Below are 24,391 nucleotides of genomic sequence, written 5' to 3'. Positions count from 1 at the left end.
ATCACTTCAGGGCCGCGCCCTTCGATTTATGACAACGACAGGCCAAAGCCGCGTTCAACCGACCTTGCGCATACCCATCACACGGGCGCGCGCCCTTGGGTCATTGTCGAAGAGGGCAGCAAGCTGTTCGGTCATTGCGCCGGCAAGCTGTTCGACATCGGTAATCGTGACGGCGCGGTCGTAATACCGCGTCACGTCATGGCCGATCCCGATGGCCAGAAGCTCGACCATATTGCGCTTTTCCACCATGGCGATGACGTCGCGCAGGTGCTTTTCCAGATAGTTCGCCGGGTTCACGCTGAGCGTTGAATCATCAACCGGCGCCCCGTCCGAGATCACCATCAGGATCTTGCGCTGTTCGCGCCGCATCATCATCCGGCGATGGGCCCATTCCAGTGCCTCACCGTCGATGTTTTCCTTCAGCAGGCCTTCTTTCATCATCAGGCCCAGATTTGGGCGTGCCCGCCGCCAGGGCGCATCGGCCCCCTTGTAGATGATGTGGCGCAGATCGTTCAAACGCCCCGGCTGCTGCGGGCGACCGTCGTTCAACCACGCCTCGCGTGCCTGCCCACCCTTCCATGCACGGGTGGTAAAGCCCAGAATCTCGACCTTGACGTTGCAGCGTTCCAGCGTCCGCGCCAGAACATCGGCACAGATCGCAGCGATTGAGATCGGACGCCCGCGCATCGAGCCGGAGTTATCCAGCAGCAACGTCACCACGGTGTCGCGGAACTCGGTGTCCTTTTCCATCTTGAAGCTCAGCGGCGTGGTCGGATTCGCCACCACCCGAGCCAAACGACTGGCGTCCAGAATGCCTTCTTCCAGATCGAATTCCCAACTGCGGTTCTGTTGCGCCTGAAGGCGGCGCTGCAACTTGTTGGCCAGCCGGCTCACTGCGCCCTTTAGCGGCTCTAACTGTTGATCCAGATAAGCGCGCAACCGTTCCAACTCGGCCGGTTCGGCCAGATCTTCGGCCGCGATCTCCTCGTCATGGGTGTTCAGATAAACCTTATAATCCGGGTCCGCATCCGAAGCTGGCGGTGGCGCCGGGGGCTCCAGCGGAGCCTCCCCTTCGGGCATCTCAGCCTCGTCGCCCATCTCTTCATCAGCCATCTCTTCCATCGAGACCTGGGCCTGCGACTGATCCTGCTGCTCTTCCTGGCTCTGTTCCGGCGTGGCGTCAGCGTCCTGCTCGTCTTGTTCATCCTGACCGGTGCTGTCGGGGTCAGGCTGCTCTTCAGCGTCCTCTTCGGCCTGATCTTCCTGCTCGTCATCCAACTCATCCGGGTCATCGCCCAGCTGGTCACCATAGCCCAGGTCTTTGATCACTTGACGCGCAAATTTGGCAAACTCGGCTTGATCCGAAAGAACCTCACCAATGTTCTCGAGAACGCCACCAGCCTGTTCCTCGATGAACCCGCGCCACAGGTTCATGATGTTTTCCGCCGCCGGAGGCAGATCGCGCCCCGTGGCCAGATGCCGGATCAGATACCCTGCCGCAACCGACAAGGGCGCATCGGCAGGTTGCTTGCATTGGTCATAGCCGCGCCGGATCGCCTCATGCGCGATCTTGACGTCGATATTGCTGGCGGTGCCGGGCATATCGCGCGCGCCCATTGCCTCGCACCGGGCGGTCTCCATTGCTTCGTACAGGTCCCGCGCCATATCCCCCGGAGGCGCATAGCGTGCGTGTGTCGCGTCGTCATGATACCGACGCTGCAAGGCCAAGGCATCCGCCGTGCCGCGTGCCAGCAAGACCTCTTCACGGGTCATGCGGCGGCTGACCTGCGGCAGGCGCATCGCTTCGCCCGACAAGCCCGAGGGGTCAACAGTGTAGGAAACGCTCAACTCCGGATCGTCGGCCATGACCTTGGTGGCCTCGGCCAAGGCCTTCTTGAACGGATCAGCAGGATTGTCGTTCTTCTGCACCATGTTCGGACGCCCTCTATTCTATGTAAACCCAGAGGCAAAAAGCGCACCGGGATCCACCTTCATATGGCCAAAAATATCCCCACCGGAGGCATTGCGCCCGATATGGGCGCAATTCTCAGCTTATCCGACACTGGCAGACGCTGCGCTTTCAGGCAATTCCTCGTCAAAACAACGCTGGTAGAACTCAGCAACGGTCTGACGTTCCAATTCGTCACACTTGTTCAGGAACGAAAGGCGGAACGCGTAGCCAACATTGCGGAAAATCTCGGCGTTTTGGGCCCAGTTAATCACTGTCCGCGGGCTCATGACCGTGGACAGATCGCCATTCATGAAAGCGGTCCGGGTCAGGTCAGCCACAGTCACCATCTGGCTGACGATCTTGCGGCCTTCGGCGGTGTTGTAATGCGGAGCCTTGGACAAGACGATCATCGTCTCGGCGTCGTGGCTCAAGTAGTTCAGCGTTGCGACCAAAGACCAGCGGTCCATCTGCGCTTGGTTGATCTGTTGGGTGCCGTGGTAAAGACCGGTGGTGTCGCCCAGGCCAACGGTGTTGGCGGTGGCGAACATGCGGAAATAGCGGTGCGGTGTCAGAATCTCGTTCTGGTCCAACAGGGTGAGGCTTCCGTTTGCCTCAAGCACACGCTGAAGTACGAACATGACGTCGGCTCGCCCGGCATCGTATTCGTCGAAGACGATCGCAACCGGGTTGCGCAAAGCCCAGGGCAGGATGCCCTCGCTGAATTCGGTGATCTGAACGCCATCGCGCAGTTTGATTGCGTCCTTGCCGATCAGGTCGATCCGGCTGATGTGACTGTCGAGGTTGACCCGCACTGCAGGCCAGTTCAGGCGTGCAGCGACCTGTTCAATATGGGTCGACTTACCTGTACCGTGATAGCCTTGGATCATCACCCGGCGGTTATGGGTAAAACCTGCCAAAATCGCGAGGGTCGTGTCGGGATCAAACTTGTAAGTCGAGTCAATCTCGGGAACCCGTTCGGTTGTTTCGTAAAAGCGTTTGACCTGCATATCGGTGTCGATGCCGAACACTTCGCGGACCGAAATCTCTTCTGAAGGATGTGCATTTGCGTCAATCGGCCAATCCATGCCTGTCGTCCTTATCTTGATACCTCAGCCTCGCGCGGGCTTTCGAACCTGTGTGTGGTGCAACATATTCCGTGGAAGGGCAAGGAAAAGCCGCTCGGTTCGTGTGTCCTACTGGATTTTCCCCAAAAAACGTCGTGATACCCAAATGCACAGATTTCGATTCAAGCCCATGCAATAGGCTGAACGGCTGTTGGAATGCCGAAGATCGGGGCCTTACTCTCTAGTTTTTGTTTGCCTCAATTCGATGCAGGATCACATTGCTATGTTGTGATATGATTGGCATACTAACCTTATGTTTGGGCAAAACTTGTGTCCGTTGTTGCGTTTAGCGGTAAAGATCTAGATGGCGCTTTCGATAATCGGCCCTTCTTCGCTTTCGATTCCCAGTGGATCGTCCACTGTGATGCAGCAATATTTTGCGACGAAATCTGGAGCATCCTGGAGTGTGGTCGTTTCTGGGACCGGTGGATTAGACCCGATGGATTACACCGTTTCGATTTCATCAAGCGGAGTTTTGACTGTCGAGCTAACCGAAGGGGCCGTTATCCCACCGAACACGTCACTCACTCTTGAAATATTCGCTTCGACAGGACCCGGAAATGGAAACAACGACTCGCTCATTGTCACAGTTGCGCTGCCGGCAGGTACAGTTCCCTGTTTCGTAAAAGGCACTTTGATTGAGACCGAACATGGTCCTTGTCTCGTCGAAGACCTTGTTGTTGGGGACAAAGTCCGAACATCAAGCGGTGAACTATTGCCCATAGTATGGATTGGCCAAAAAACCCTTGGCGCAGAAGTATTGAAACAAACCCCCCATATGCGCCCGGTTTGCATTCAAGAAGGAGCATTCGGAAACGGCTTACCGAACCGCGACTTGTACGTCTCACCGCAGCATCGCATTGTTTTGGAGGGATGGCGTGCTGAACTGCTTTACGGAGAACCTCAGGTATTCGCAGCGGCCATTCATCTGGTCAACGACAAGACCATACGTCAGGTGCAATTGGATGAGCCTGTTACGTATTTTCACGTCGCATGTAGTCGCCACACGATCCTGACATCGAACGGTTTGCCAACAGAAAGCCTGTTTCTGGGCGAAATTGCTTTGATGTCATTCGATCGTGAAGACGTGCTGGAACTGATGTCGCTGTTCCCCGAACTCCGTAGTGATACTTCCGGATGGAAGCAAACGCGCATACGCTGCTTGAAACGTCAGGAAGCACAAGCGTTAAAGGCGTCTCTAAGTGCATAGAGGCTTTACTTGAAGTTCCGGCTGTCTTTGATCTGATCCCAGGCCCAGACGACCTCTTGCAACTGTTCTTCCTGGCTGCGGTCACCACCATTCATGTCGGGGTGCAGCACCTTGATCAGTTTCTTGTAGGCTTTACGCACTTCGGCCTTGGACCAGCTGTCATTGGCTTCAAGGATTTCAATCGCGCGGCGCTCGGTCGGGGGTAGGCGGCGGCCACCTGTGCCCGCCGTGCGGCCCTTGTTCTGCGTGCCATTGGCGCCCAGAACCTGATGCGGGTCTTCGATACCCAGACGGGCCCAGGCACGCGCCTCGGGGTCGCCCATGGGTTTGGTTTCACGCTCCCAAACCTTGTCCTTCGAGCGTTGCGCATTCATCTCGGCTTCAGTCGTGCCGTCGAAGAAATTCCATTTCTGGTTATATTCGCGCACGTGCTGCTGGCAGAACCAGAAGAAATCGTCCAGCACATCCGGCGCTTTGGGTGCGCGAAACTTGCCCGCCTCTTCACAGCCTTCATGATCGCAGATTCGGACTGAGGTCTCAGACGCGCCCGACATCCCCCGACGCCCGCGCGGGTTCTTTTTCTTGGCGCTGGAGACGGACATATCGAATCCGAAAGGGTCTGATTTCGTCATGCTGTGATCCTTAAGAACGCATCTTCTCGACTCGGAGGCAGCAGTTTAGTCTAAGCAGCCGAAAGTAGAAGAGGGGAGGCGGTAAAATTTTTGCCGCTGAGCATAAAAATGACCGTGACCGACGAAATCCGCACCGCCTTGCAATCCGCCTTTGACCCGCATGAGCTGGAGGTGGTGGATGACAGCGAAAGCCACCGGGGCCATGCGGGCTTTCAGGAAGGCGGCGAAAGCCATTTCAACGTCCGCATCCGCGCCGCCGCGTTCGAAGGCCAATCCCGCGTCGCCCGCCACCGCGCCGTTCACAAGGCGCTGGGGGACATCGTGCCGCGTATCCATGCGCTGGCGCTGGATATCGGGGTGTGAAAGCGCCAAGATGGCGGAAACCGAGGTGAACATGGACGGATCGCAAACAAAAGTGACACTCGAATCCACTCTGACCTGCCCGTCTTGCGGGCATGTCGAAACGGAAACCATGCCCACAGATGCGTGCCAGTGGTTCTATGAATGCAAGTCCTGTCAAGCCGTGCTGAAACCGTTGGACGGCGACTGCTGCGTCTTTTGTTCTTACGCGACAGTGCCCTGCCCACCGATCCAAGAGGGCAATTCCTGCTGCGCGTAAGTGTGTCTCAGGGTTTTTCCTGCGGTTCTGGGGCGGCTTCCGAGCCTTTCAACGACAGCGGCGGCTCTTTCACCTCTTCCGCAATCGGGGCCGGGGCCACGACCATTTCGGGGCCCGGAACAGGCTGGGCCAAAGGTACGCCTTCGGGTGTTTCCGTCGGGCCGCGGGTAGAGACGAAACTTAGTTCGATTTCGCGCCGGAACACCAGAACATTGCGCCAGTTCACGGTTGAGCCAGTCAGACCCGTTCGTTCCTCGCTGGGCAGTAACTCCGCACGCTGATATTCCCAGCCGTCCTGCCCCATCTGGTTGAGCACCTGTTCGACCGAGGCCGCAAACCGGTCCTCGGCGGTTTTGGCCCCTTTGGCCTTGCCGCTTTTCTGCGGGGCGGGGACGACTTTGTATTCGTAGCGCGGCATCGGATCTTCCTACCTGTTCGTTCCCGGCAATCTAGCATTTTGAGGCCATTGGGAAAGTCTCCTTCGCGTGGTGCCCGGCTTGTGTTGCCCGGACACAGCGCAAAAGAAAGGCGGCAGTGGGTATGCCCTCTGCCGCCCTTTCATCAATTTCTGTAGATTTAACCGCCCAGCTTCTTGGCAACCAGTTCGTTCACGGCCTTGGGGTTGGCTTTGCCGCCGGTGGCTTTCATCACCTGACCAACGAACCAGCCCGCCAGTTTCGGGTTCACCTTGGCTTTTTCCACCTGCGCGGGGTTGGCTGCGATGATCTCGTCCAAAGCGGCCTCAATCGCACCAGTGTCGGTGACTTGCTTCATACCGCGTTCTTCCACGATCTGCGCGGGGTCGCCGCCTTCGGTATAAACGATCTCGAAAAGATCCTTGGCGATCTTGCCCGAGATAGCATCCGAGGAAATCAGGTCGATGATCCCACCCAGCTGCGTGGGCGATACCGGGCTGTCGGTGATGTCGTGGTCTTCTTTCTTTAACCGGCCGAACAGTTCGTTGATCACCCAGTTCGCGGCCAGCTTGCCGTTGCGGCCCTGTGCGACCTCTTCGAAATAGGCTGCCGATTCCACCTCGGCAGTCAGGACCGAGGCGTCATAGTCGGTCAGGCCGAATGCCTCAATGAACCGCGCCTTTTTGGCGTCGGGCAGTTCGGGCAATTTGGCGGCAATGTCGTCGACCCAGCCTTGTTCAATTTCTAATGGCAGCAGGTCGGGATCGGGGAAATAGCGGTAATCATGCGCCTCTTCCTTGGACCGCATCGAGCGTGTCTCACCCTTGTCCGGGTCATAGAGGCGGGTCTCCTGCTCTACTTCCCCACCAGCTTCAACGATGGCGATCTGACGACGGGCTTCGACCTCAATCGCTTGCTGGATGAACCGCATCGAGTTCATGTTCTTGATCTCGCAGCGCGTTCCCAGATGCGAGAAATCCTGCGTTTCCTGATACTTCTCATACGCGCCCGGCAAACAGATCGAGACGTTCACGTCTGCCCGCAGGTTGCCGTTCTGCATGTTGCCATCACAGGTGCCCAGGTAACGCATGATCTGGCGCAGCTTTGCGATATAGGCGGCGGCCTCTTCGGGGCCACGGATGTCGGGGCGCGACACGATCTCCATCAGGCAGACGCCCGTCCGGTTCAGGTCGACGAAGGACATATGCGGGTCCATGTCGTGGATCGACTTGCCCGCGTCCTGCTCCATATGGATGCGTTCAATACGGACCATGCGCGCGGTGCCGTCGCCCATCTCGACCAGCACTTCGCCTTCGCCCACGATGGGGTGGTAGAGCTGGGAAATCTGATATCCCTGCGGCAGGTCAGGGTAGAAATAATTCTTACGGTCAAAGGCTGATTTCAAGTTGATATCCGCCTTCAAACCCAGCCCGGTGCGCACCGCCTGTTCAACGCAGTATTCGTTGATGACCGGCAGCATCCCCGGCATCGCCGCGTCCACGAAGGCCACGTTTGAATTGGGTTCGGCTCCGAATTGTGTCGATGCGCCCGAGAAAAGCTTGGCGTTGGATGAGACCTGAGCGTGCACCTCCATCCCGATGACCAGTTCCCAATCGTGCTTGGCACCGGCAATGGTTTTGATTTTGGGCATTTCATATGTCAGGTCGAGCATGGCGCGCCTCTATTTCCGCAGAAGTCTAAGCCTGCGTATTAGGCGTGCCACGCCAAAGGGGCAAGGGGGAATCAGTGGCTGGACAGGCGCGGGCCCGAGGGGGTGAAGGTCACATCCATGCCCTTGCGCAGTTCTTCGCTGAACAGGTTGCCAATCGCACGCAGCGCGTCGCGGTGGCCGCGTGCGGCAAACCGCTCGGTCGAGTTGATGCGCACAGCGTTGTTGAACCCGTTTGCGGCATGGGCCCAGACCAGCGGGTGCAGCTCGGTCAGGTGGTCACGGATCAGCCAGTTCGCAGCCTCGTGGATTTGCGCCCGTACGGCGTCGGCTTGGGCGTTCTGACCCTGACCCTTTTTGATCGTGATGGCGCAATAGGCGGCCAGCATGTTGACCATTTCCTGATCGGGGCGATGGCGCAGAATGTCGCGCAGACCTTGCAGGAAATATTCGACATCCAGACGCGCGCAGGCTTCGTCATCCAGGACGATGGCGTCGAACTGGGCCCAGGTATAGCCGCCTGCGCCCCAGATATCGTGGGTGCGGGCGGCATTGCGCAGGGCCTGAACCTCAAGCTCTTCATAGCTGCCGAACCAGCGCGGCAGCAGATGCGTGCCCATGGCGCGCATGTGGCGCTGGTTGTGCGGGTCCAACGTGATCAGGCGTTCGTATTTGTCGGCCACGCGGACGCGCGTCTTGCGCTGTCCCGCCAGCAGAGCGCAATCGGCAGCTGCGACCAGTGGGCTGTCCGGCGCTGCTTCGCGACAAGCAGGCAGGATCGCCGCGGCCCGGTCAAAATGCGCAGCACAGCGCGATTGATGCAGCGGCGGCAGTTTGGCCTCGGTGGCCGTGCCACGCCACGCCCATGCGATGTCGATATGCGCCAGCGCAACCACCAGCGCGATCATCGGATCACCGGCGTTTTCGCGCATTTCGTCTTCCAGCTCTGAGATGCCGCCCAGCAGGTCATAGTCACGCACTTCTTTCAGGTCGGACAGGGCATGTTCGACGGCCAGAACCACATCTGCCCGGGCCCCGAAGGCCAGCAGATCGGCAATCGGCATCCCGTCCGGGGCAGACGTGCGCGCCTCATCCGCTGCTTTCATTTCCTGCGACAAAACCGTCCACAGGCCCTGACGCGCCAGATGGCGGCCCCGCTCGATCGCATCGCGACCAGCGATGTCGTCCTCGCGGGCATCGGCCAGCGGGATGTTCACTTGCCCCCGATTCGGGAACACGGATGCGACATCTGCTGACAGATGCAAATCTGCTGGAATTTCGGGGACAAGGGCGCTGGGCGCAGTGGATCGGAAAAACCGCAACATGGTGAAACTCGGTAACTGTAAAAACTGGCAACTGCTGAACTGTCGCCGCGAATTGATTCAAATTCAAGATTTTGGGCCTGTTTTGCCCATAATTTGGGAACAATGAGGTCTTGAGATGGGGATTATGCCTAGAAAACCGTAAAGTGATGACGCTTTACCCGAAGCCCCGCTTGCTGCAAAAGCCGCTCGAATTCCCGGTGCGGAGGGGTCGATTCATCGGGCAGGCGAATCTTTTTCTCGGACCTGAGCACAAGTGAAACGCGCACGCTGAAGTCCCAGCGGGTGTCCATGCGCACGTGGTCGATATCGGCCAGATTGACCTCGGCCTGACGCGCGCCGGTGAACCAGCTGATCCGGTCCGGACCCAAGGTCAGACCGGCGCTGGTGCCGCGCGCAAAATCCCACAGCGCGGGCAGGGTGGTCAGCGCCAACAGCGCCATCAGCCACCACGCCGCATCAAACAGGATCACCAGGGCAATCAGTACCCCATACACGCAGAGCAGGATCGCCAAAACGCGCGGCGTCCTGTTCTGACGTGTGAACGTGTAAGGCGTCATGCGCCTAGAATGCGCGAGACCATCTCGGTCGTGTCCCGCGACAGATCGGGTGTTTCTGCGATGCGGGTTAACTGCGCGCGGATCAGAGTCTGACGGTCGGTGTCATAGCGTTTCCACGTTTGGAAGGCCGAGCACATCCGTGCCGTCGTCTGCGGGTTCACCGGGTCCAGTTGGATCAACCAGTCCGCCAGCAAGGCATAGCCCGCCCCATCGGCCCGGTGGAATCCGGCATGGTTCATCGCCAACGCTCCCATGACGGCGCGGAAGCGGTTGGGGTTTTTCCAGTTGAAATCCGGATGCTCTGTCAGGTTGCGCGCCACATCCGCCGTCGCCTCTGGTGCCGCCATCGAGACTTGCAGTCCAAACCACTTGTCCATCACCAGCCGGTCATGTTGCCACTGGTCATAGAATGCGGCCAGCTCAGCCTGTCCCTTGCCTGCGCGCAGAAGGCAGGACAGGGCCGTCAGTTGCAGGGTCATATTGTCGGCGGCTTTGTATTCCTCGGCGGCCTTGGCACCGCCGTCCAGTCGTGAGGTCAACGCCAAAGCGGCCCCGCCCAAGGCGCGTTTGCCCGATTGATCGGCATCAGGGCTGTACGGAGCATCAATCACGGTCTCGCTGTGCAAACGCGGCAGCAGGTCCTGTACGTGCTGTGCAGTGACCTGCCGCAGCGTCTCGACGGCGGTCCAGATTGCCATTGGATCGGGTGTTAAGCCTTTCTCGTGCAACGCGGCAGCTAGTTCAGATTGTGTCGGAAGGCCCAACACCAAAGCGCGGTAGGCCGGGTCCAGATCACCATCGCGCAGCACAGCCAGAAGGCCATCCAGATAGTCCGCATCGGGGGCTGCATCGGACTGAATCATGTTCAACAGCGTGTCTTCGGCCAGCGAGCGCCCGGCTTGCCAGCGGTTGAACGCGTCTGTGTCATGGGCCAGCAAAAAGGCGCGTTCGGTGTTGTCTTGATCCTGTTCCAGAATAACCGGGGCCGAGAAACCCCTCAGCACCGAGGCTGTCGGTTTGGCTGCCAGCCCGGTGAAGGTAAAGCTCTGGCTGGCTTCGGTCAGTTCCAGCACCTCAGTCGCACGGACCTCATCGCCATTCGGGCCCAGAAGGCCAACGGCTACCGGGATCACCTGCGGTAGCTTTTCGTCCTGGCCTGGCGTGGGGTCGGTGCGCTGCGAAAGGGTCAGGGTGTAGGTGCCGTCTGCCCATTCTTCGGCAACCGACACGCGCGGAGTGCCGGATTGACTGTACCAGCGTTTGAATTGGCTCAGATCGCGGATGGTCGTATCCTCGAATACCTTGATCCAGTCTTCGATCGTGCAGGCTTGCCCGTCATGCCGATCGAAATACAAGTCCAGCGCCTTGACATAGGCTTCATCACCCACCAGCCGCTTCAGCATACCGATGATTTCGGCACCTTTTTCATAAACGGTGGCGGTGTAGAAATTGTTGATCTCTTGAAAGCTCTCGGGCCTTACGGGATGCGAGAGCGGACCGTTATCTTCGGGGAATTGCCGCGCGCGCAGGTCGATAGCGTCGTGGATGCGTTTCACCGGGGCCGAGCGCATGTCGGATGTGAATTGCGCATCGCGGAAGACCGTAAGACCTTCTTTCAGACAAAGCTGGAACCAGTCGCGGCAGGTGATGCGATTGCCGGTCCAGTTGTGGAAATACTCATGCGCGATGATCGCTTCTATCCGCTCGAAATTCATATCGGTCGAGGTCTCGGGGCTGGCCAGCACCGCGGAGGAGTTGAAGATGTTCAGCCCCTTATTCTCCATCGCGCCCATGTTGAAATCATCCACGGCCACAATGTTGAACACGTCCAAATCGTATTCGCGGCCATAAACGTCCTCGTCCCATTTCATCGACTTTTTCAGCGCCTCCATGCCAAAGGCGCATTTGCCCTCGTCGCCGGGGCGGACCCAGAGGTTCAGCTCGACATCGCGCCCGGACATGGTGGTGAACTGGCCCGGATGTGAGATCAACTCGCCCGCGACCAGAGCGAACAGATAGGCAGGCTTGGGCCAAGGGTCGGTCCATTCGGCCCAGCCTTCGCCTTTGCCGCTTGGGTTGCCGTTGGACAGCAGCACGGGCAAATCGCCGTTGATGCGCACGGTGAAGGTGGACATCACATCGGGGCGGTCGGGATAATAGGTGATCTTGCGGAACCCTTCCGCCTCGCACTGGGTGCAATACATCCCGTTTGACATATAGAGCCCCTCAAGCGCGGTGTTGTTGCCGGGGTCAATCTCAACCTCGGCCTCCCAGATGAAGGGCGCGTCAGGGGCGGGCGCGGTCAGGCCCTTATCGGTCACCTCGGGCGCGATCTGCACCCCGTCAATGCAGGCGCGGATCAGGGTCAGTTCTTCGCCGTGTAGAAAGAAGGTGCGGTCCGTGGCATCGGGGTTGGGGCGGAAAGCAATGCGCGATGTTACGCGGGTGGCGTGCGCTGCCAGATCGAAGGTTAGACGCACGCTGTCCACAAGATAGCCAAAGGGCGTGTAGTCTTTGAGATAGATCGTCGTAGGGGCAGCGTCGCGCATCGGGGCCTCGCATCGGTTGGAGTTTGAGGCGACGTTATGGTCTGTGGCAATGGGCTGCAAGCCGTGTCGCGGATGGGGCGGATCCCAGGTAACGCGATTTTGGTAAGATTTTTTTACCAGAACGCAACGGCAGACGTTGCCTATCGGAAACTTACGCTCTAAATGCTGGCGGTATGCAGTGGCGTACATTGGCAGGAGGAACAAAATGACCAGCAGACAGACACGCAGCGGGCTTCAAGTCGACCCAGTTCTGGCCGACTTCATCGAAGGTAGGGCTCTGCCGGGAACCGGTGTCACCGCTCAGACATTCTGGGATGGTCTGTCGCGGATGGTGTCCGAACTTGGGCCCAAGAACCGCGCGTTTCTTGCCAAGCGCGAAGAGATTCAGGGCCAGCTGGACGCATGGCATGTTGACCGTAAAGGTCAGGACCATGACGCCGAAGCCTATCAGGGGTTTCTGCGCGAGATCGGCTATTTGGTCGAAGAAGGTGATGACTTTCAAATCGAAACCGCCAATGTCGATCCTGAGATTGCCTCGATCCCCGGCCCGCAACTAGTCGTGCCGATAACTAATGCCCGGTTTGCGCTGAACGCCGCCAACGCGCGTTGGGGTAGTCTGTATGATGCTCTGTACGGCACGGACGCAATGGGCGATCTGCCCGCCGCGGGAGGGTATGACGAAGTACGCGGTGCGCGTGTGATTGCATGGGCCAAAAGCTTTTTGGATGACGCGGTGCCGCTGGCTGCAGGCTCGTGGGCCGATGTGTCCAATCTGCACGTCGAAGACGGTGCGCTGGTACCCGCGCTGGCCGACGCTTCGGCATTTGTTGGCTTTGGCGGTGAGGCCGGGAAGCCCGATTTCGTTCTGCTGAAGAACAACGGGCTGCATGTGAAAATCGTCGTCGATGCTTCTAGCAATATTGGCGCGACCGACCCGGCGGGGATTGCGGATGTACATATGGAATCGGCGCTGTCCACGATTATGGACTGCGAGGACTCGGTCGCCTGTGTGGATGGAGAAGACAAGGTCGTGGCCTATAGCAACTGGCTGGGCCTGATGAAAGGCGATCTGGCTGAGGAGGTGACCAAAGGAGGCACCACCTTTACCCGGAAACTGGCCGATGATCTGACCTATACCACCGCAGGCGGCGAACAGGACGTGCTGAAAGGCCGTTCGCTGATGCTGATCCGCAACGTGGGCCATTTGATGACTAACCCGGCCGTTCTGGATGGTGATGGCAATGAGATCGGTGAGGGCCTGATGGATGCGCTCTGCACCACTCTGATCGCGATGCATGATCTGCAGCGTGAGGGCGGCAACTCGGTCAAGGGGTCTGTCTATGTGGTCAAGCCCAAGATGCACGGGCCCGCCGAAGTGGCCTTTGCGGTCGAGATTTTCGATATGGTAGAAGACATTCTTGGCCTGCCGCGCAACACCGTCAAGCTGGGTATTATGGATGAAGAGCGCCGCACCTCGGCCAACCTCAAGGAATGCATCCGTGCTGCGAAATCGCGTGTGGCCTTTATCAACACTGGTTTCCTGGACCGTACGGGCGATGAGATACATACCTCGATCGAGGCGGGACCGATGCTGCCCAAGGGTGACATGAAGGTGACACCGTGGATTGCGTCTTATGAGGACCGCAATGTCGATATCGGTCTGGCCTGCGGTCTGAAAGGCAAGGCGCAGATCGGTAAGGGCATGTGGGCGATGCCTGACCGGATGGGGGATATGCTGGAGCAGAAGATCGGACACCCGAAATCGGGCGCGACCTGCGCCTGGGTGCCGTCCCCAACCGCGGCGACGCTTCATGCAACGCATTACCACAAGGTCGATGTTCTGGCCCGTCAGGACGAACTGGCCGCAGGCGGTGCACGCGGTACACTGGATGATCTGCTGACCGTGCCGCTGCTGGGCGGCCGCAACCTGAGCGAGGACGAGATCTCCGTCGAGATCGAGAACAACGCGCAGGGTATTCTGGGCTATGTCGTGCGTTGGGTCGATCAGGGCGTAGGCTGTTCGAAAGTGCCGGATATCAACGATATCGGGTTGATGGAGGATCGGGCAACTTGCCGGATTTCATCTCAGGCGCTGGCCAACTGGCTGCATCATGATGTCGTCAGTGAAGAACAGGTGATGGCTGCGATGCAGAAAATGGCGGCCGTGGTAGATCGTCAAAATGAAGGCGACCCCAGCTACCGCCCGATGGCACCCGGCTTCGATGGTGTGGCGTTCCAAGCAGCTTGCGATCTGGTTTTCAAAGGTCGGGTTCAGCCTTCGGGTTACACCGAGCCGGTTCTGCACGCCCGCCGTTTGGAGTTGAAAACGAGCTTGGGTTGAACGGATAGGGTCGGAACGAGGGGGCTGTCTGCCCCCTCCCGCTCCCCCGAGGATATTGTTAGCCAGATGAAAGGGATCAGGCATGGCTGTTACATTGCGCAAGGCGCGTACGATTGTGCGCAAGGCTTTGGAAAAGGGCCGCGAATTGGAACTGAAACCTCTGTCGGTTGTTGTTCTGGACGCCGGTGGTCATGTGATCGCGTTTGAACGCGAAGATGGTGCCGCGCCCGGTCGTTTTGCGATTGCACAGGGCAAGGCCTATGGCTCGGTCATGCTGGGCATGGCCGGCACCGCGCAGATGGCGCGGGCCGAGGCGCAGGCCTATTTCATGGCTGCTGTTAACGGTGTCTATGGGGGTCAGGTTGTGCCGGTTCCGGGCGGCGTGTTGCTGCGCGACAAGAAAGGCGCCGTGATCGGTGCTGTAGGCGTGACCGGTGACACCTCGGACAATGATGCGATCGCGGCGATGGCCGGGATCGAGGCTGCTGGTCTGACCGGCGAGATCTGATGCATTGGTCAGAGAGTCTGCGGGCTCTCTGACCCTTTGGCGTGTGTGAAGCGCCTGACAAATGGGCATTTGTCCCCATCACAACACCCATGTGCATAGCTGAACAAGTGCCTGCGCTGATACACAGGGGTTGTGCCATTGCGCGCGGCGGGCGTGGCGGCTAGCTTTCCCTGAACACGGAACAAATCAGGAAAGCAGAATGTCTCGACCCATCGTCGGTATCATCGGCAACTCATATTTGATGAACGACCAATACCCGACCCATACGGGTGGGACGATGAATTCGGACGCAGTGGCCAATGTCTCGGACTGTCTGCCGATGCTAATCCCGGCGGACCCGCGCTATGTGTCGGTCGAGGAATTGCTGGAGGTGTGTGACGGGTTTCTGTTGACCGGCGCGCGTCCCAATGTTCACCCCGAGGAATACGGCGAAGCCGCGACGGATGCGCACGGAGAATTTGACCGGGCACGGGATGCAATTGCGCTGCCATTGGTGCGGGCCTGCGTAGAGCGGGGCCAACCGTTCTTTGGCATTTGCCGCGGCTTTCAGGAGGTCAATGTGGCGATGGGCGGGACGCTCTATCCAGAAATCCGCGATCTTCCGGGGCGTATGAATCACCGGATGCCGCCCGATGGCACGTTGGAAGAGAAGTTTGCCCTGCGCCACATCGTGACCCTGTCTGACGGTGGCGTATTTCACCGCCTGATGGGTGCACATGAAGTGATGACGAACTCGCTTCACGGGCAGGGGATCAAAACCGTAGGCCATCGCATCGTTGTTGATGGGTATGCGCCCGATGGTACGCCCGAAGCGATCTATGTGCAGGACGCGCCGGGGTTCACGCTGTCGGTGCAGTGGCATCCGGAGTGGGACGCGGAAAACGACCCGGTCTCGCGCCCGCTGTTCGAGGCGTTCGGGGCAGCCGTGCATGCATGGTCGGAAGGATCAGGTGCGCGGTTGGTTCAACAAAGCGCATAAAATGTACGCCGGTCCGGGAGAGAAGGACCAGACCGGCGCATCGTGATCAAACCAGCAGATTGAACTGATTGATCAGCGGTAGTGCGCGCGCACGCTCGCCCGTCAGGTCGAATAGGGCGTTGCCGAGCGCAGGCATTGAAGGGGGCGTTCCGGGCTCACCCACGCCGCCAAGGTGACGGTTGGTTTCCAGAATGCGCACCTCGGTCGCGGGCGCGTTGTGCATCCGCAGGGCGTCGTAGTCGGGGAAGTTGTATTGCTCGACCTCGCCCTCGGCAAAGGTGATCTCACCCATCACGGCGGCCGACAGACCATAGATCATGCCGCCGAACATCTGGGCCTCGACCGTGCCGGGGTCCAGCGCAAGGCCGACGTCACAGGCGATCCAGGCTTTGGCGATGCGGATGGTGCCGTCTTCGTCAACCACTTCGATCACCTGCGCGACTGGCGTGCCAAAGCTGTAAGTCATCGCGACACCACGCCCGACACCGTCGGGAGTTTTGCCGGTCCAACCCGACATCTCTTTGACCGCTTGTAGTACACCGGCCGAGGGGGCGTGCTCGTCATTCGCCAGTTCCAGCCTGAAATCCAGTGGGTCGCGACCGGCGGCGTGGGCCATTTCGTCCATGAATGTCTCGTGGAAAAACCCGTTATGGCTGTTGCCGACCGAGCGCCAGAACCCTACTGGCACGCTGAGATCCGCAATATGGCCACCGATGCGGTAATTGGGGACGGCGTAGGGCTGGTTGAACAGTCCTTCGACCAGCACCTTGTCGGGTCCGGCACCGGGCAGGCCGGTATAACGCTCAACCGCCTGCTGGGTGCAGGACTGCGCGGCGACCTTGCCGTCGATCAGAACGGCCTGACCGTCCTTGACCGCGCCGCGCATTCGGGCAATCGCGCCGGGACGGTAGTAGTCATGGCGCATGTCTTCTTCGCGGCTCCAAGTGGTCTGGACCGGGACGCCGGGCATGGCCATCGCAACCTTGGTCGCGATTTCAGCAAAGTCCAGCTCTCCGCGCCGGCCAAAGCCGCCGCCTAAATAGGAGGTGTGGATCTCGACCGCGTCCTTGTCCAGGTTGGCGGTGTTTGCTGCACGCGCCAGCAGTAGGGTGGGAGCTTGATTGCCACACCACAGATCCAGCTTGGTGCCGGTGAACAGCGCAGTGGCGTTCATCGGTTCCATCGTGGAATGCGCCAGGTAGGGCACCGTGTATTCGGCGCTGATTTCCGTCGCACCTTCGGGCAGGACATCCACATCGCCATCATCGCGCATTGTCGAGTTCGGAGCGTCGTCGAACGCCTCGGCGATCTTGGCGAACAAACCGTCAGTTTCAGGCGGATAGGGCGCGTCGCCCCAATCCACATCAATGGCCTCGACTGCTTGAATGGCCAACCAGGTGTTGTTGGCGATGACGGCGACACCATTGCCCAGATCGACCACCTGTTCTACACCGGGCATGGTTTTGGCGGCGCTGTCATCAAAGCCGTTCATCACGCCGCCCAGTTTCGGGTTCATCCGGACCGAGGCGAATTTCAAACCCTCAGGGCGCACGTCGATGCCGAACTCGGCGGTGCCGGTGGACTTGCCCAGCACATCAACGCGCGGCAGGTTTCGTCCTAGCAGACGCCAATCCGACGGGTCGCGCAGACCGACATGGGGTGGCTCAATCTGCCCGGCAGCTTCGGCCAGTTCCGTATACGGCAGGCGCGTGCCGTCAGGCGCGATCACCGCACCACCTTCGGTCTTCAGCTGAGTGCGATCAACGCCCAACCGATCCGCCGCCGCCTGTTTCAGCGTTTCGCGCGCGGTGGCCCCGGCTTCGCGCATCCGCTCGAATCCGTCCTTCATCGAGGTCGATCCGCCCGTGACCTGCAGACTGAGGCTGCGGCCAATCACGCCCAAGGCCTCGCCCAGATTGTGCTGGAAATCGGAGATGTCATAGCCCTTGTTCGGCAGCCCTTCGCCCAGCAGAGCGTTGTTGTAATAGGCTGCTGCAGCCGGGCCGTGCAGAACGCGGATATCGTCCAGCTCCACATCCAGCTCTTCTGCGATCAAGGCGGCCCAAGTGGTCATCACGCCCTGTCCCATCTCGGCGCGCGGCGCGAACAGTGTCACACCTTGCTGGTCGATCAGGACAAACGGGCTGAGCGCCGTTTCACCATCGCCGGGTTTCAGCGGGTTGGCGGCGGGGCGACTCACGTAATAGGCACCAAAGGCCACGCCGCCAACAATAGCGGCTGATCCGATCAGGAAGGTGCGGCGCAGGATTTTACCAACAGATGCCATGGCTTACGCCTCCTTCAGTTTGGATGCAGCGTCGTGGATCGCGGCCCGAATGCGGGGATAGGTGCCGCAGCGGCACAAATTGCCCTGCATCGCGTCGTCGATATCCGCATCGGTGGGCGAGGGGTTCTCGGCCAGCAGCGCCGCGGCTTGCATGATCTGGCCCGACTGGCAAAAACCGCATTGAGCGACCTGATGATCCACCCAGGATTGCTGTATGGTGGCCATCGCTTCGGGCGTTCCCAGGCCTTCGATTGTTGTGACGTCGCCCCAGACATCGGACAGGGCAACCTGGCAGGAGCGAACCGCCTCGCCGTCGATATGGACGGTGCATGCGCCACAGGCTGCCACGCCACATCCGTATTTGGTGCCGGTCATGCCCAATTCGTCGCGCAAAACCCACAAAAGGGGCACATCATCGGGCAGGTCCACCTGATGGGAAGTTCCGTTGATCGTCAGATTGGTCGCCATTGCGCTTCCTCTCGGCTTGTCGCTGCGTGGTTCTTCTGACATAAATAGGTGAAACTGTCAGATCGTCAACTGACAAAATGAGTTAAAAATGTCAGAAACTGAATTGAAAGATATTGTTGCCGGAGAAAAGAGCCAGTCCATTCTGGAATCGGCCCTTCAGGCGTTTTCGGCCTATGGGTTCCGAAAAACCTCGATGGATGACATTGCCAAGGGTGCGGGAATGTCACGCCCTGCCGTGTACCAGTATTTCCCGAACAAAGAGACGATTCTGCGCAAGCTGACCCAGCGGTATTATGACCGCAAGATTGCCGCCGTCGCCGAGGCTTTGACAGCCGGGGGGGCAGTGCAACAGATCATCAGCGGCGCGATCGAGGCGCAGACCGATGGGATGGCCGAAATATTGGCGACACCGCACGGACTGGAGTTGCTGGATGTCAGCGTCTCGACCGCTGCCGATCTGGTGACCGAGGGCGAGGCGCAGCTTGTCGCGCTTTACGCGAATTGGCTCGGGCTAGAGGCGGCAAACGGGCGTGTGCATTTGTTCGATGAGCCGTCGGTAACGGCCAAAATGATCACGTCGGCCTTGCGTGGGATCAAGGTCTCGGCCGCAGATTCGCAGGAATTCACCCGTTCCAACGCCAATCTGGCAACCCTTCTTGGCGCCGCGCTTGCGATCACGTAACGCGCTGGCGTTGCTTGTATTCCGGGGTATCCCACAGACGGTTGGTCATGATGTCGGCCAGAATTTCCACGGCACGCGCGACATCCTGTTTGTCGATGTAAAGCGGCGTGAAGCCAAATCGCATGATGTCAGGCGCGCGGAAATCACCGATCACGCCACGGGCAATCAGTGCCTGCATAGCCGCATAGCCTTCGGAGAACCGGAACGAGACCTGGCTACCGCGTTGGTTCGGGTCACGTGGGCTGGCCAGCACCAGTTCGGGGCAGGTGGCCTCGACCCGCGCAATGAACAATTCCGTCAGCTCCACCGATTTTGCGCGTACATCGGCCATGTCCGCCATGTCCCAGATGTCCATCGCTGCCGACAGCGCCGTCATCTGGATGATCGGAGGGGTGCCGACCCGCATCCGCTCGATCCCACCGCCGGGGCGGTAATCCAGATCAAAGGCAAAGGGTGCTTCATGACCGAGCCAGCCCGACAGGGCTGGGCGCACTCGGTCGGCCAGCCGCGGGGCGACATAGATAAAGGCGGGCGCTCCGGGGCCGCCATTGAGATATTTATAGGTGCAGCCTACCGCGAAATCGGCATTGCAGCCCGACAGGTCTACGGGAATTGCCCCGGCGGAATGGGCCAGATCCCAAACTGTGATCGCGCCGTTGGCGTGAGCCAGTTCGCTCAGCGTCTGCATGTCATGCATCCGCCCCGAGCGGTAGTCGACCTCGGTCAGCATCAAGACGGCGACGTCTTCGGTGATGTTGTCGGCCACGTCCTCGGGTGCCACGACGCGCAATTCATAGTCCGGTCCTAACGAGCGTAGAAGACCATCCACCATATACAGATCCGATGGGAAATTGCCGCTATCGGACAGAACCACCTTGCGGTCCGGGCGCAGTTCCAACGCTGAAGCCACGGCTTGGTACACTTTGATGGACAGCGTGTCGCCTGTTACCACCGCGCCGGGTTCCGCGCCGATCAACCGTCCGATACGATCCCCAAGCGCCACGGGCAGCCCCATCCATCCAGCCTTGTTCCAGCCTGTGATCAGCATCTGACCCCATTCCCTGACCAGCATGTCGTTCACCCGGTCACCAGCGGCGCGCGGCAGCGGTCCCAGAGAGTTGCCGTCCAGATAGACAACGCCCTCAGGCAGATCGAACATGGCTTTGGTCGCTTTGAAATCGGTCATGGATGCTCCGGGCTGATGAAAATTCCGTTTCCTGAAGATGGCTAGCGGATGCGCACAGTGCTGTCCATCGGAAGAGGTTGTGAGTCAGGCGGCGTATTACACTGCTGCGACTATCTGGTATTTTGATATTCAGGTCAGAAAGCGATAGACCGTCGGTCGAAAACGACACTCTGGACCTGAGTGACAGCTGGAAAGACGCCGCGAATGCAGAAAATTGATATCCCTCCGATCTGGTTGCTAGCAGCTGCCGGTCTAGCGTGGCTGCAAGCGCAGTTCTTGCCCATGGGATTGTCCTTCAGCGGTTGGTTTACCGATCTTCTCAGTGGCCTTCTGATTGGCGGGGGTGTTGTTCTGGCAGTGCTGGCTGTTGTCGAGTTTCGACGGCATAAAACAACGGTTCTTCCGCATCAGGTGCCGACCCAAATGGTGCAGACTGGCATTTTCAAGCGCAGTCGGAACCCAATCTATCTGGGGGATGTTTTGATCCTGACAGGATTGGTCCTGCGGTTCGATGCGGTGCTGTCCCTGGTGCTGATCCCGATTTTCACGTGGCTGTTGGAGCGCCGCTTTATCGTACCGGAAGAAGACCGGTTACGCCGAAAATTTCGTGCGGAATTCGCCCGTTACGAACAGCAGACCCGCCGCTGGGTCTGAGGATCGACGCGTTGTGACACAGCGTAAATTATGCTGCGCTTGCGAAATAATATTGCGCAGGATAGATCAATGTTTGATGAACCATACCGACCACCCGCTCGGGTCTGAGTGAAAATTAGGGGGATACAGCCGGTGAAGATAGGTACACCAAAGGAAATACTGGACGGTGAAAACCGAGTCGCCATGACTCCGGATTCTGCCGTGCAGTTGCAGAAACTGGGCTATGACTGCGCGATTGAGACCGGGGCGGGTGCCGCTGCCGGGTTCTCGGACGCGGTCTATGAGGCCGCAGGCGTTGAGATCGTCAAGACCGCAGCTGCGTTGTGGAAAGGAGTCGATATCGTCGCTAAGGTCCGCCAACCCACTGAAACCGAGCTGAAGCGCCTTACCAAAGGCAAAACGCTGATTTCGTTCTTCAACCCTGCGGGCAACGAAGACGGGATGGAGCTGGCCAAATCCAAAGGCGCGAACGTGATCGCCATGGAAATGGTGCCGCGTATTTCCCGCGCGCAAAAGATGGACGCGCTGTCCTCGATGGCGAACATCGCTGGCTACCGTGCCGTGATTGAGGCGGGTAACAACTTCGGTCGTTTCTTCACCGGTCAGGTGACGGCTGCGGGTAAAGTACCTCCTGCGAAAGTTCTGATCGTGGGCGCTGGTGTGGCTGGTTTGGCCGCGATCGGTACGTCCACGTCGCTGGGCGCAATCACCTATGCGTTCGACGTGCGCCCCGAAGTGGCCGAGCAGGTCGAGAGCATGGGGGCTGAGTTCGTTTATCTGGACTTTGAAGAGCAGCAGCAGGATGGCGCGGCCACCGGCGGGTATGCCTCTGTCCAGTCCGAGGAATTCCGCAACGCACAGCTGGCCAAGTTCCGTGAACTTGCCCCCGAGATGGACATCGTGATCACCACCGCGCTGATCCCGAACCGCGAGGCTCCTGAGCTTTGGACCAAGGATATGGTCGAAAGCATGAAACCGGGCTCGGTCATCGTCGATCTCGCGGCGGAAAAGGGTGGTAACTGCAAGCTGACTGTCGCGGATGAGAAGATCGTGACCGACAATGGCGTGACCATCATCGGCTATACCGACTTCCCCAGCCGGATGGCGGCGCAGTCCTCGTCTCTGTACGCCACCAACATCCGTCACATGATGGCTGACCTGACGCCTGAAAAGGACGGTCAAATCAACCACGACATGGAAGATGACGTGATCCGCGGCTCGACCGTGACCTTTGAGGGTGAGATCACCTTCCCGCCGCCGCCGCCGAAAGTGCAGGCCATCGCAGCGCAGAAGAAGCCCGAGGTCAAGGAACTGACCCCGGAAGAGAAAAAGGCGCAGGAGATTGCGGCATTTAAGGCGCAGACCAAGCAGCAGTTCACCCTGCTGGGTGTGGGCGGCGCGCTGATGCTGTTGGTGGGTCTGGTCGCTCCGGCCAGCTTCATGCAGCACTTCATCGTGTTCGTGCTGGCCGTGTTCGTGGGCTTCCAGGTGATCTGGGGCGTGGCGCACAGCCTACACACCCCGCTGATGGCGATCACCAACGCGATCTCGTCGATCATCATTGTTGGGGCGCTTATGCAGATCGGATCGGGCTCGTTCCTGGTGATCCTGCTGGCGGCGCTGTCGGTCTTTATGGCCGGGATCAACATCTTCGGCGGCTTTCTTGTCACCCGGCGCATGCTCGCCATGTTCCAGAAATCTTAAGGAGGCCGGGTAGATGATTGGCTTCACCACTGCCGCTTATGTTGTTGCGGCTGTTCTGTTCATCCTGTCTCTGGGCGGGTTGTCGAACCAGGAAAGCGCCAAGCGCGCCGTCTGGTATGGCATTGTTGGTATGGCGCTGGCGGTGTTCGCCACGCTTGTGGGTCCCGGTTCGGGCCTGTGGCTGCTGTCGCTGCTGCTAATTGCAGGCGGCGGTCTGATTGGCTCTTACGTCGCCAAGCGCGTGCAGATGACCGAGATGCCGCAGCTTGTGGCCGCGATGCACAGCCTCGTGGGTCTGGCGGCTGTGTTTGTGGGCTTCAACGCGCATTTTGAGATCGGCAACGTCGCGCAGGTCATGGCGATTGCGGATGCGGCGAACCAAGCGGACCTGTCGGATCTGGGCGCCTTTGCCAAGCTGATCGCCAAGAAGACAGCTGCGGAACTGACCATCCTGCATGTGGAACTGTTCCTGGGCATCTTCATCGGTGCGATCACCTTTACCGGTTCTGTTGTGGCATATGGCAAGCTGGCGGGCAAAGTGACTTCGGCCGCTACCAAGCTGCCCGGTGGTCATGCGCTGAACGCGGCTGCGGCAGGTCTCTCGCTGATCTGCCTGATCTGGTACACCGCCTCGGGTGGTCTGTTCCCGCTGATCCTGATGACACTGGCGGCGCTGTTCATCGGCTATCACCTGATCATGGGTATCGGTGGCGCGGACATGCCGGTGGTTGTATCGATGCTGAACTCGTATTCGGGTTGGGCCGCAGCGGCCATTGGCTTCAGCCTCGGCAACGACCTGCTGATCGTGGTTGGTGCGCTGGTTGGCTCGTCCGGTGCGATCCTCTCCTACATCATGTGTAAGGCGATGAACCGTCACTTTGTCAGCGTGATCCTGGGCGGCTTCGGCGGCACCTCGGGCCCGCAGATGGAAGTTGAGGGCGAGCAGGTGGCCATCGACGCCGATGGCGTTGCCGCAGCTCTGAACGACGCTGACAGCGTGATCATCATTCCTGGCTACGGTATGGCGGTTGCGCAGGCACAGCAGTCTGTTTCCGAACTGGTCCGCAAGCTGCGCGCCAAGGGCAAAGAGGTGCGCTTCGCGATCCACCCCGTTGCCGGCCGTCTGCCGGGTCATATGAACGTGCTGCTGGCTGAAGCCAAAGTGCCGTATGACATCGTGCTGGAGATGGACGAGATCAACGATGACTTCCCGGAAACGGATGTGGCCATCGTGATCGGGTCGAACGACATCGTGAACCCTGCGGCGCAGGAAGATCCCAACAGCCCAATCGCCGGGATGCCGGTTCTGGAATGCTGGAAGGCCAAGCAGGTGTTTGTGTCCAAGCGTGGTCAGGGCACCGGCTATTCGGGTATCGAAAACCCGCTTTTCTTCAAAGAGAACACCCGCATGTTCTATGGTGACGCCAAGCAGTCCCTGGACAAGCTGCTGCCGATGATCGACTGAGCATCCGGTTCAGAGAAATTGCAAAGGGCGCCTGCCGGCGCCCTTTTCTTTTTTTTGATGTTGGG

21 protein-coding genes are annotated in these 24,391 nt (G+C 59.3%); 10 read left to right on the top strand and 11 right to left on the bottom strand.

Features of this window, described 5'->3' with window-relative positions:
* Positions 1–54: 54 nt before the first annotated feature.
* Both cobT and cobS read right to left on the bottom strand, forming a co-directional pair.
* Entirely contained in the window at positions 55–1,932 is a 1,878-nt protein-coding gene (cobT, locus tag ACR0C5_RS06135) for a cobaltochelatase subunit CobT (protein ID WP_170788339.1), read from the bottom strand.
* A gap of 120 nt (positions 1,933–2,052) precedes the next feature.
* On the bottom strand, positions 2,053–3,036 hold the full coding sequence (gene cobS, locus ACR0C5_RS06130) for a cobaltochelatase subunit CobS (RefSeq protein WP_170769231.1): 984 nt from the start codon (positions 3,034–3,036) through the stop codon (positions 2,053–2,055).
* A gap of 478 nt (positions 3,037–3,514) precedes the next feature.
* Here cobS and ACR0C5_RS06125 point away from each other — a divergent pair, with 478 nt between their 5' ends.
* Positions 3,515–4,285 carry a Hint domain-containing protein gene (locus ACR0C5_RS06125; protein WP_480875301.1) on the top strand — a complete coding sequence of 257 codons (771 nt, stop codon included), beginning with the start codon at positions 3,515–3,517 and terminating at the stop codon, positions 4,283–4,285.
* Positions 4,286–4,290: 5 nt separating this feature from the next.
* Here ACR0C5_RS06125 and ACR0C5_RS06120 read toward each other — a convergent pair whose 3' ends face one another.
* Positions 4,291–4,917 (bottom strand): J domain-containing protein, encoded by a 627-nt coding sequence (locus ACR0C5_RS06120; RefSeq protein WP_170769233.1) that lies wholly within the window; start codon positions 4,915–4,917, stop codon positions 4,291–4,293.
* Between the two features lie 108 nt (positions 4,918–5,025).
* Here ACR0C5_RS06120 and ACR0C5_RS06115 point away from each other — a divergent pair, with 108 nt between their 5' ends.
* On the top strand, positions 5,026–5,280 hold the full coding sequence (locus tag ACR0C5_RS06115; RefSeq protein WP_170753030.1) for a BolA family protein: 255 nt from the start codon (positions 5,026–5,028) through the stop codon (positions 5,278–5,280).
* A complete protein-coding gene (locus tag ACR0C5_RS06110; RefSeq protein ID WP_480503150.1) occupies positions 5,252–5,536 on the top strand; it encodes a GDCCVxC domain-containing (seleno)protein in 285 nt (94 codons plus the stop codon). The genes ACR0C5_RS06115 and ACR0C5_RS06110 overlap by 29 nt, the downstream gene beginning before the upstream one ends.
* Before the next feature lie 7 nt (positions 5,537–5,543).
* On the opposite strand, the gene ACR0C5_RS06105 is transcribed toward ACR0C5_RS06110, so the two are convergent.
* The 5 genes from ACR0C5_RS06105 to pepN form a co-directional block, all read right to left on the bottom strand.
* A complete protein-coding gene (locus ACR0C5_RS06105; RefSeq protein ID WP_170769234.1) occupies positions 5,544–5,954 on the bottom strand; it encodes a DUF4177 domain-containing protein in 411 nt (136 codons plus the stop codon).
* A 158-nt stretch (positions 5,955–6,112) separates the two neighbouring features.
* Positions 6,113–7,624, bottom strand: a complete 1,512-nt coding sequence (gene gatB / locus ACR0C5_RS06100; RefSeq protein WP_170769235.1) for an Asp-tRNA(Asn)/Glu-tRNA(Gln) amidotransferase subunit GatB — start codon at positions 7,622–7,624, stop codon at positions 6,113–6,115.
* A gap of 71 nt (positions 7,625–7,695) precedes the next feature.
* The gene (locus tag ACR0C5_RS06095; protein WP_480875295.1) at positions 7,696–8,946 is read right to left on the bottom strand and encodes a hypothetical protein; all 1,251 of its coding nucleotides are present in this window, start codon (positions 8,944–8,946) and stop codon (positions 7,696–7,698) included.
* A gap of 128 nt (positions 8,947–9,074) precedes the next feature.
* Positions 9,075–9,503 (bottom strand): hypothetical protein, encoded by a 429-nt coding sequence (locus ACR0C5_RS06090; protein ID WP_170769236.1) that lies wholly within the window; start codon positions 9,501–9,503, stop codon positions 9,075–9,077.
* Positions 9,500–12,052 (bottom strand): aminopeptidase N, encoded by a 2,553-nt coding sequence (gene pepN / locus ACR0C5_RS06085; protein WP_480875292.1) that lies wholly within the window; start codon positions 12,050–12,052, stop codon positions 9,500–9,502. The genes ACR0C5_RS06090 and pepN overlap by 4 nt, the downstream gene beginning before the upstream one ends.
* Positions 12,053–12,257: 205 nt before the next feature.
* Between pepN and ACR0C5_RS06080 the strand changes: the two genes are divergently transcribed.
* The 3 genes from ACR0C5_RS06080 to ACR0C5_RS06070 all read left to right on the top strand — a co-directional run bounded on the left by ACR0C5_RS06080 (position 12,258) and on the right by ACR0C5_RS06070 (position 15,880).
* Positions 12,258–14,393, top strand: coding sequence for a malate synthase G (locus ACR0C5_RS06080; RefSeq protein WP_480875289.1), 2,136 nt, complete (start codon positions 12,258–12,260; stop codon positions 14,391–14,393).
* Positions 14,394–14,475: 82 nt separating this feature from the next.
* Positions 14,476–14,901, top strand: a complete 426-nt coding sequence (locus ACR0C5_RS06075; protein WP_170410912.1) for a GlcG/HbpS family heme-binding protein — start codon at positions 14,476–14,478, stop codon at positions 14,899–14,901.
* 199 nt (positions 14,902–15,100) lie between these two features.
* Positions 15,101–15,880, top strand: a complete 780-nt coding sequence (locus ACR0C5_RS06070) for a gamma-glutamyl-gamma-aminobutyrate hydrolase family protein (protein WP_170788346.1) — start codon at positions 15,101–15,103, stop codon at positions 15,878–15,880.
* Between the two features lie 46 nt (positions 15,881–15,926).
* Here the strand turns inward: ACR0C5_RS06070 and ACR0C5_RS06065 are convergent, their stop codons facing one another.
* Together ACR0C5_RS06065 and ACR0C5_RS06060 are read right to left on the bottom strand one after the other, a co-directional pair.
* Complete coding sequence (locus tag ACR0C5_RS06065; protein WP_480875286.1) at positions 15,927–18,167, bottom strand: xanthine dehydrogenase family protein molybdopterin-binding subunit; 2,241 nt, start codon at positions 18,165–18,167, stop codon at positions 15,927–15,929.
* A gap of 3 nt (positions 18,168–18,170) precedes the next feature.
* The gene (locus tag ACR0C5_RS06060) at positions 18,171–18,635 is read right to left on the bottom strand and encodes a (2Fe-2S)-binding protein (RefSeq protein ID WP_170784166.1); all 465 of its coding nucleotides are present in this window, start codon (positions 18,633–18,635) and stop codon (positions 18,171–18,173) included.
* Positions 18,636–18,723: 88 nt separating this feature from the next.
* On the opposite strand from ACR0C5_RS06060, the gene ACR0C5_RS06055 reads away from it, so the two are divergent.
* Positions 18,724–19,317: a TetR/AcrR family transcriptional regulator gene (locus ACR0C5_RS06055; protein WP_480875283.1), complete on the top strand. Its 594-nt coding sequence runs from the start codon at positions 18,724–18,726 to the stop codon at positions 19,315–19,317.
* Here the strand turns inward: ACR0C5_RS06055 and kynU are convergent.
* Positions 19,310–20,503 carry a kynureninase gene (gene kynU / locus ACR0C5_RS06050; RefSeq protein ID WP_480875281.1) on the bottom strand — a complete coding sequence of 398 codons (1,194 nt, stop codon included), beginning with the start codon at positions 20,501–20,503 and terminating at the stop codon, positions 19,310–19,312. The genes ACR0C5_RS06055 and kynU overlap by 8 nt on opposite strands.
* A 204-nt stretch (positions 20,504–20,707) precedes the next feature.
* On the opposite strand from kynU, the gene ACR0C5_RS06045 reads away from it, so the two are divergent.
* The 3 genes from ACR0C5_RS06045 to ACR0C5_RS06035 all read left to right on the top strand — a co-directional run bounded on the left by ACR0C5_RS06045 (position 20,708) and on the right by ACR0C5_RS06035 (position 24,326).
* Positions 20,708–21,157 (top strand): methyltransferase family protein, encoded by a 450-nt coding sequence (locus ACR0C5_RS06045; RefSeq protein ID WP_480875279.1) that lies wholly within the window; start codon positions 20,708–20,710, stop codon positions 21,155–21,157.
* Positions 21,158–21,289: 132 nt separating this feature from the next.
* Positions 21,290–22,861, top strand: a complete 1,572-nt coding sequence (locus tag ACR0C5_RS06040) for a Re/Si-specific NAD(P)(+) transhydrogenase subunit alpha (RefSeq protein WP_170769245.1) — start codon at positions 21,290–21,292, stop codon at positions 22,859–22,861.
* Between the two features lie 13 nt (positions 22,862–22,874).
* On the top strand, positions 22,875–24,326 hold the full coding sequence (locus ACR0C5_RS06035) for an NAD(P)(+) transhydrogenase (Re/Si-specific) subunit beta (protein WP_170352592.1): 1,452 nt from the start codon (positions 22,875–22,877) through the stop codon (positions 24,324–24,326).
* Positions 24,327–24,391 lie beyond the last annotated feature (65 nt).

It is taken from the genome of Ruegeria sp. N8 (assembly GCF_056531325.1).
Note: the sequence above shows the minus strand (reverse complement) of the source record. Positions and strands in the feature narration are given on the sequence as shown.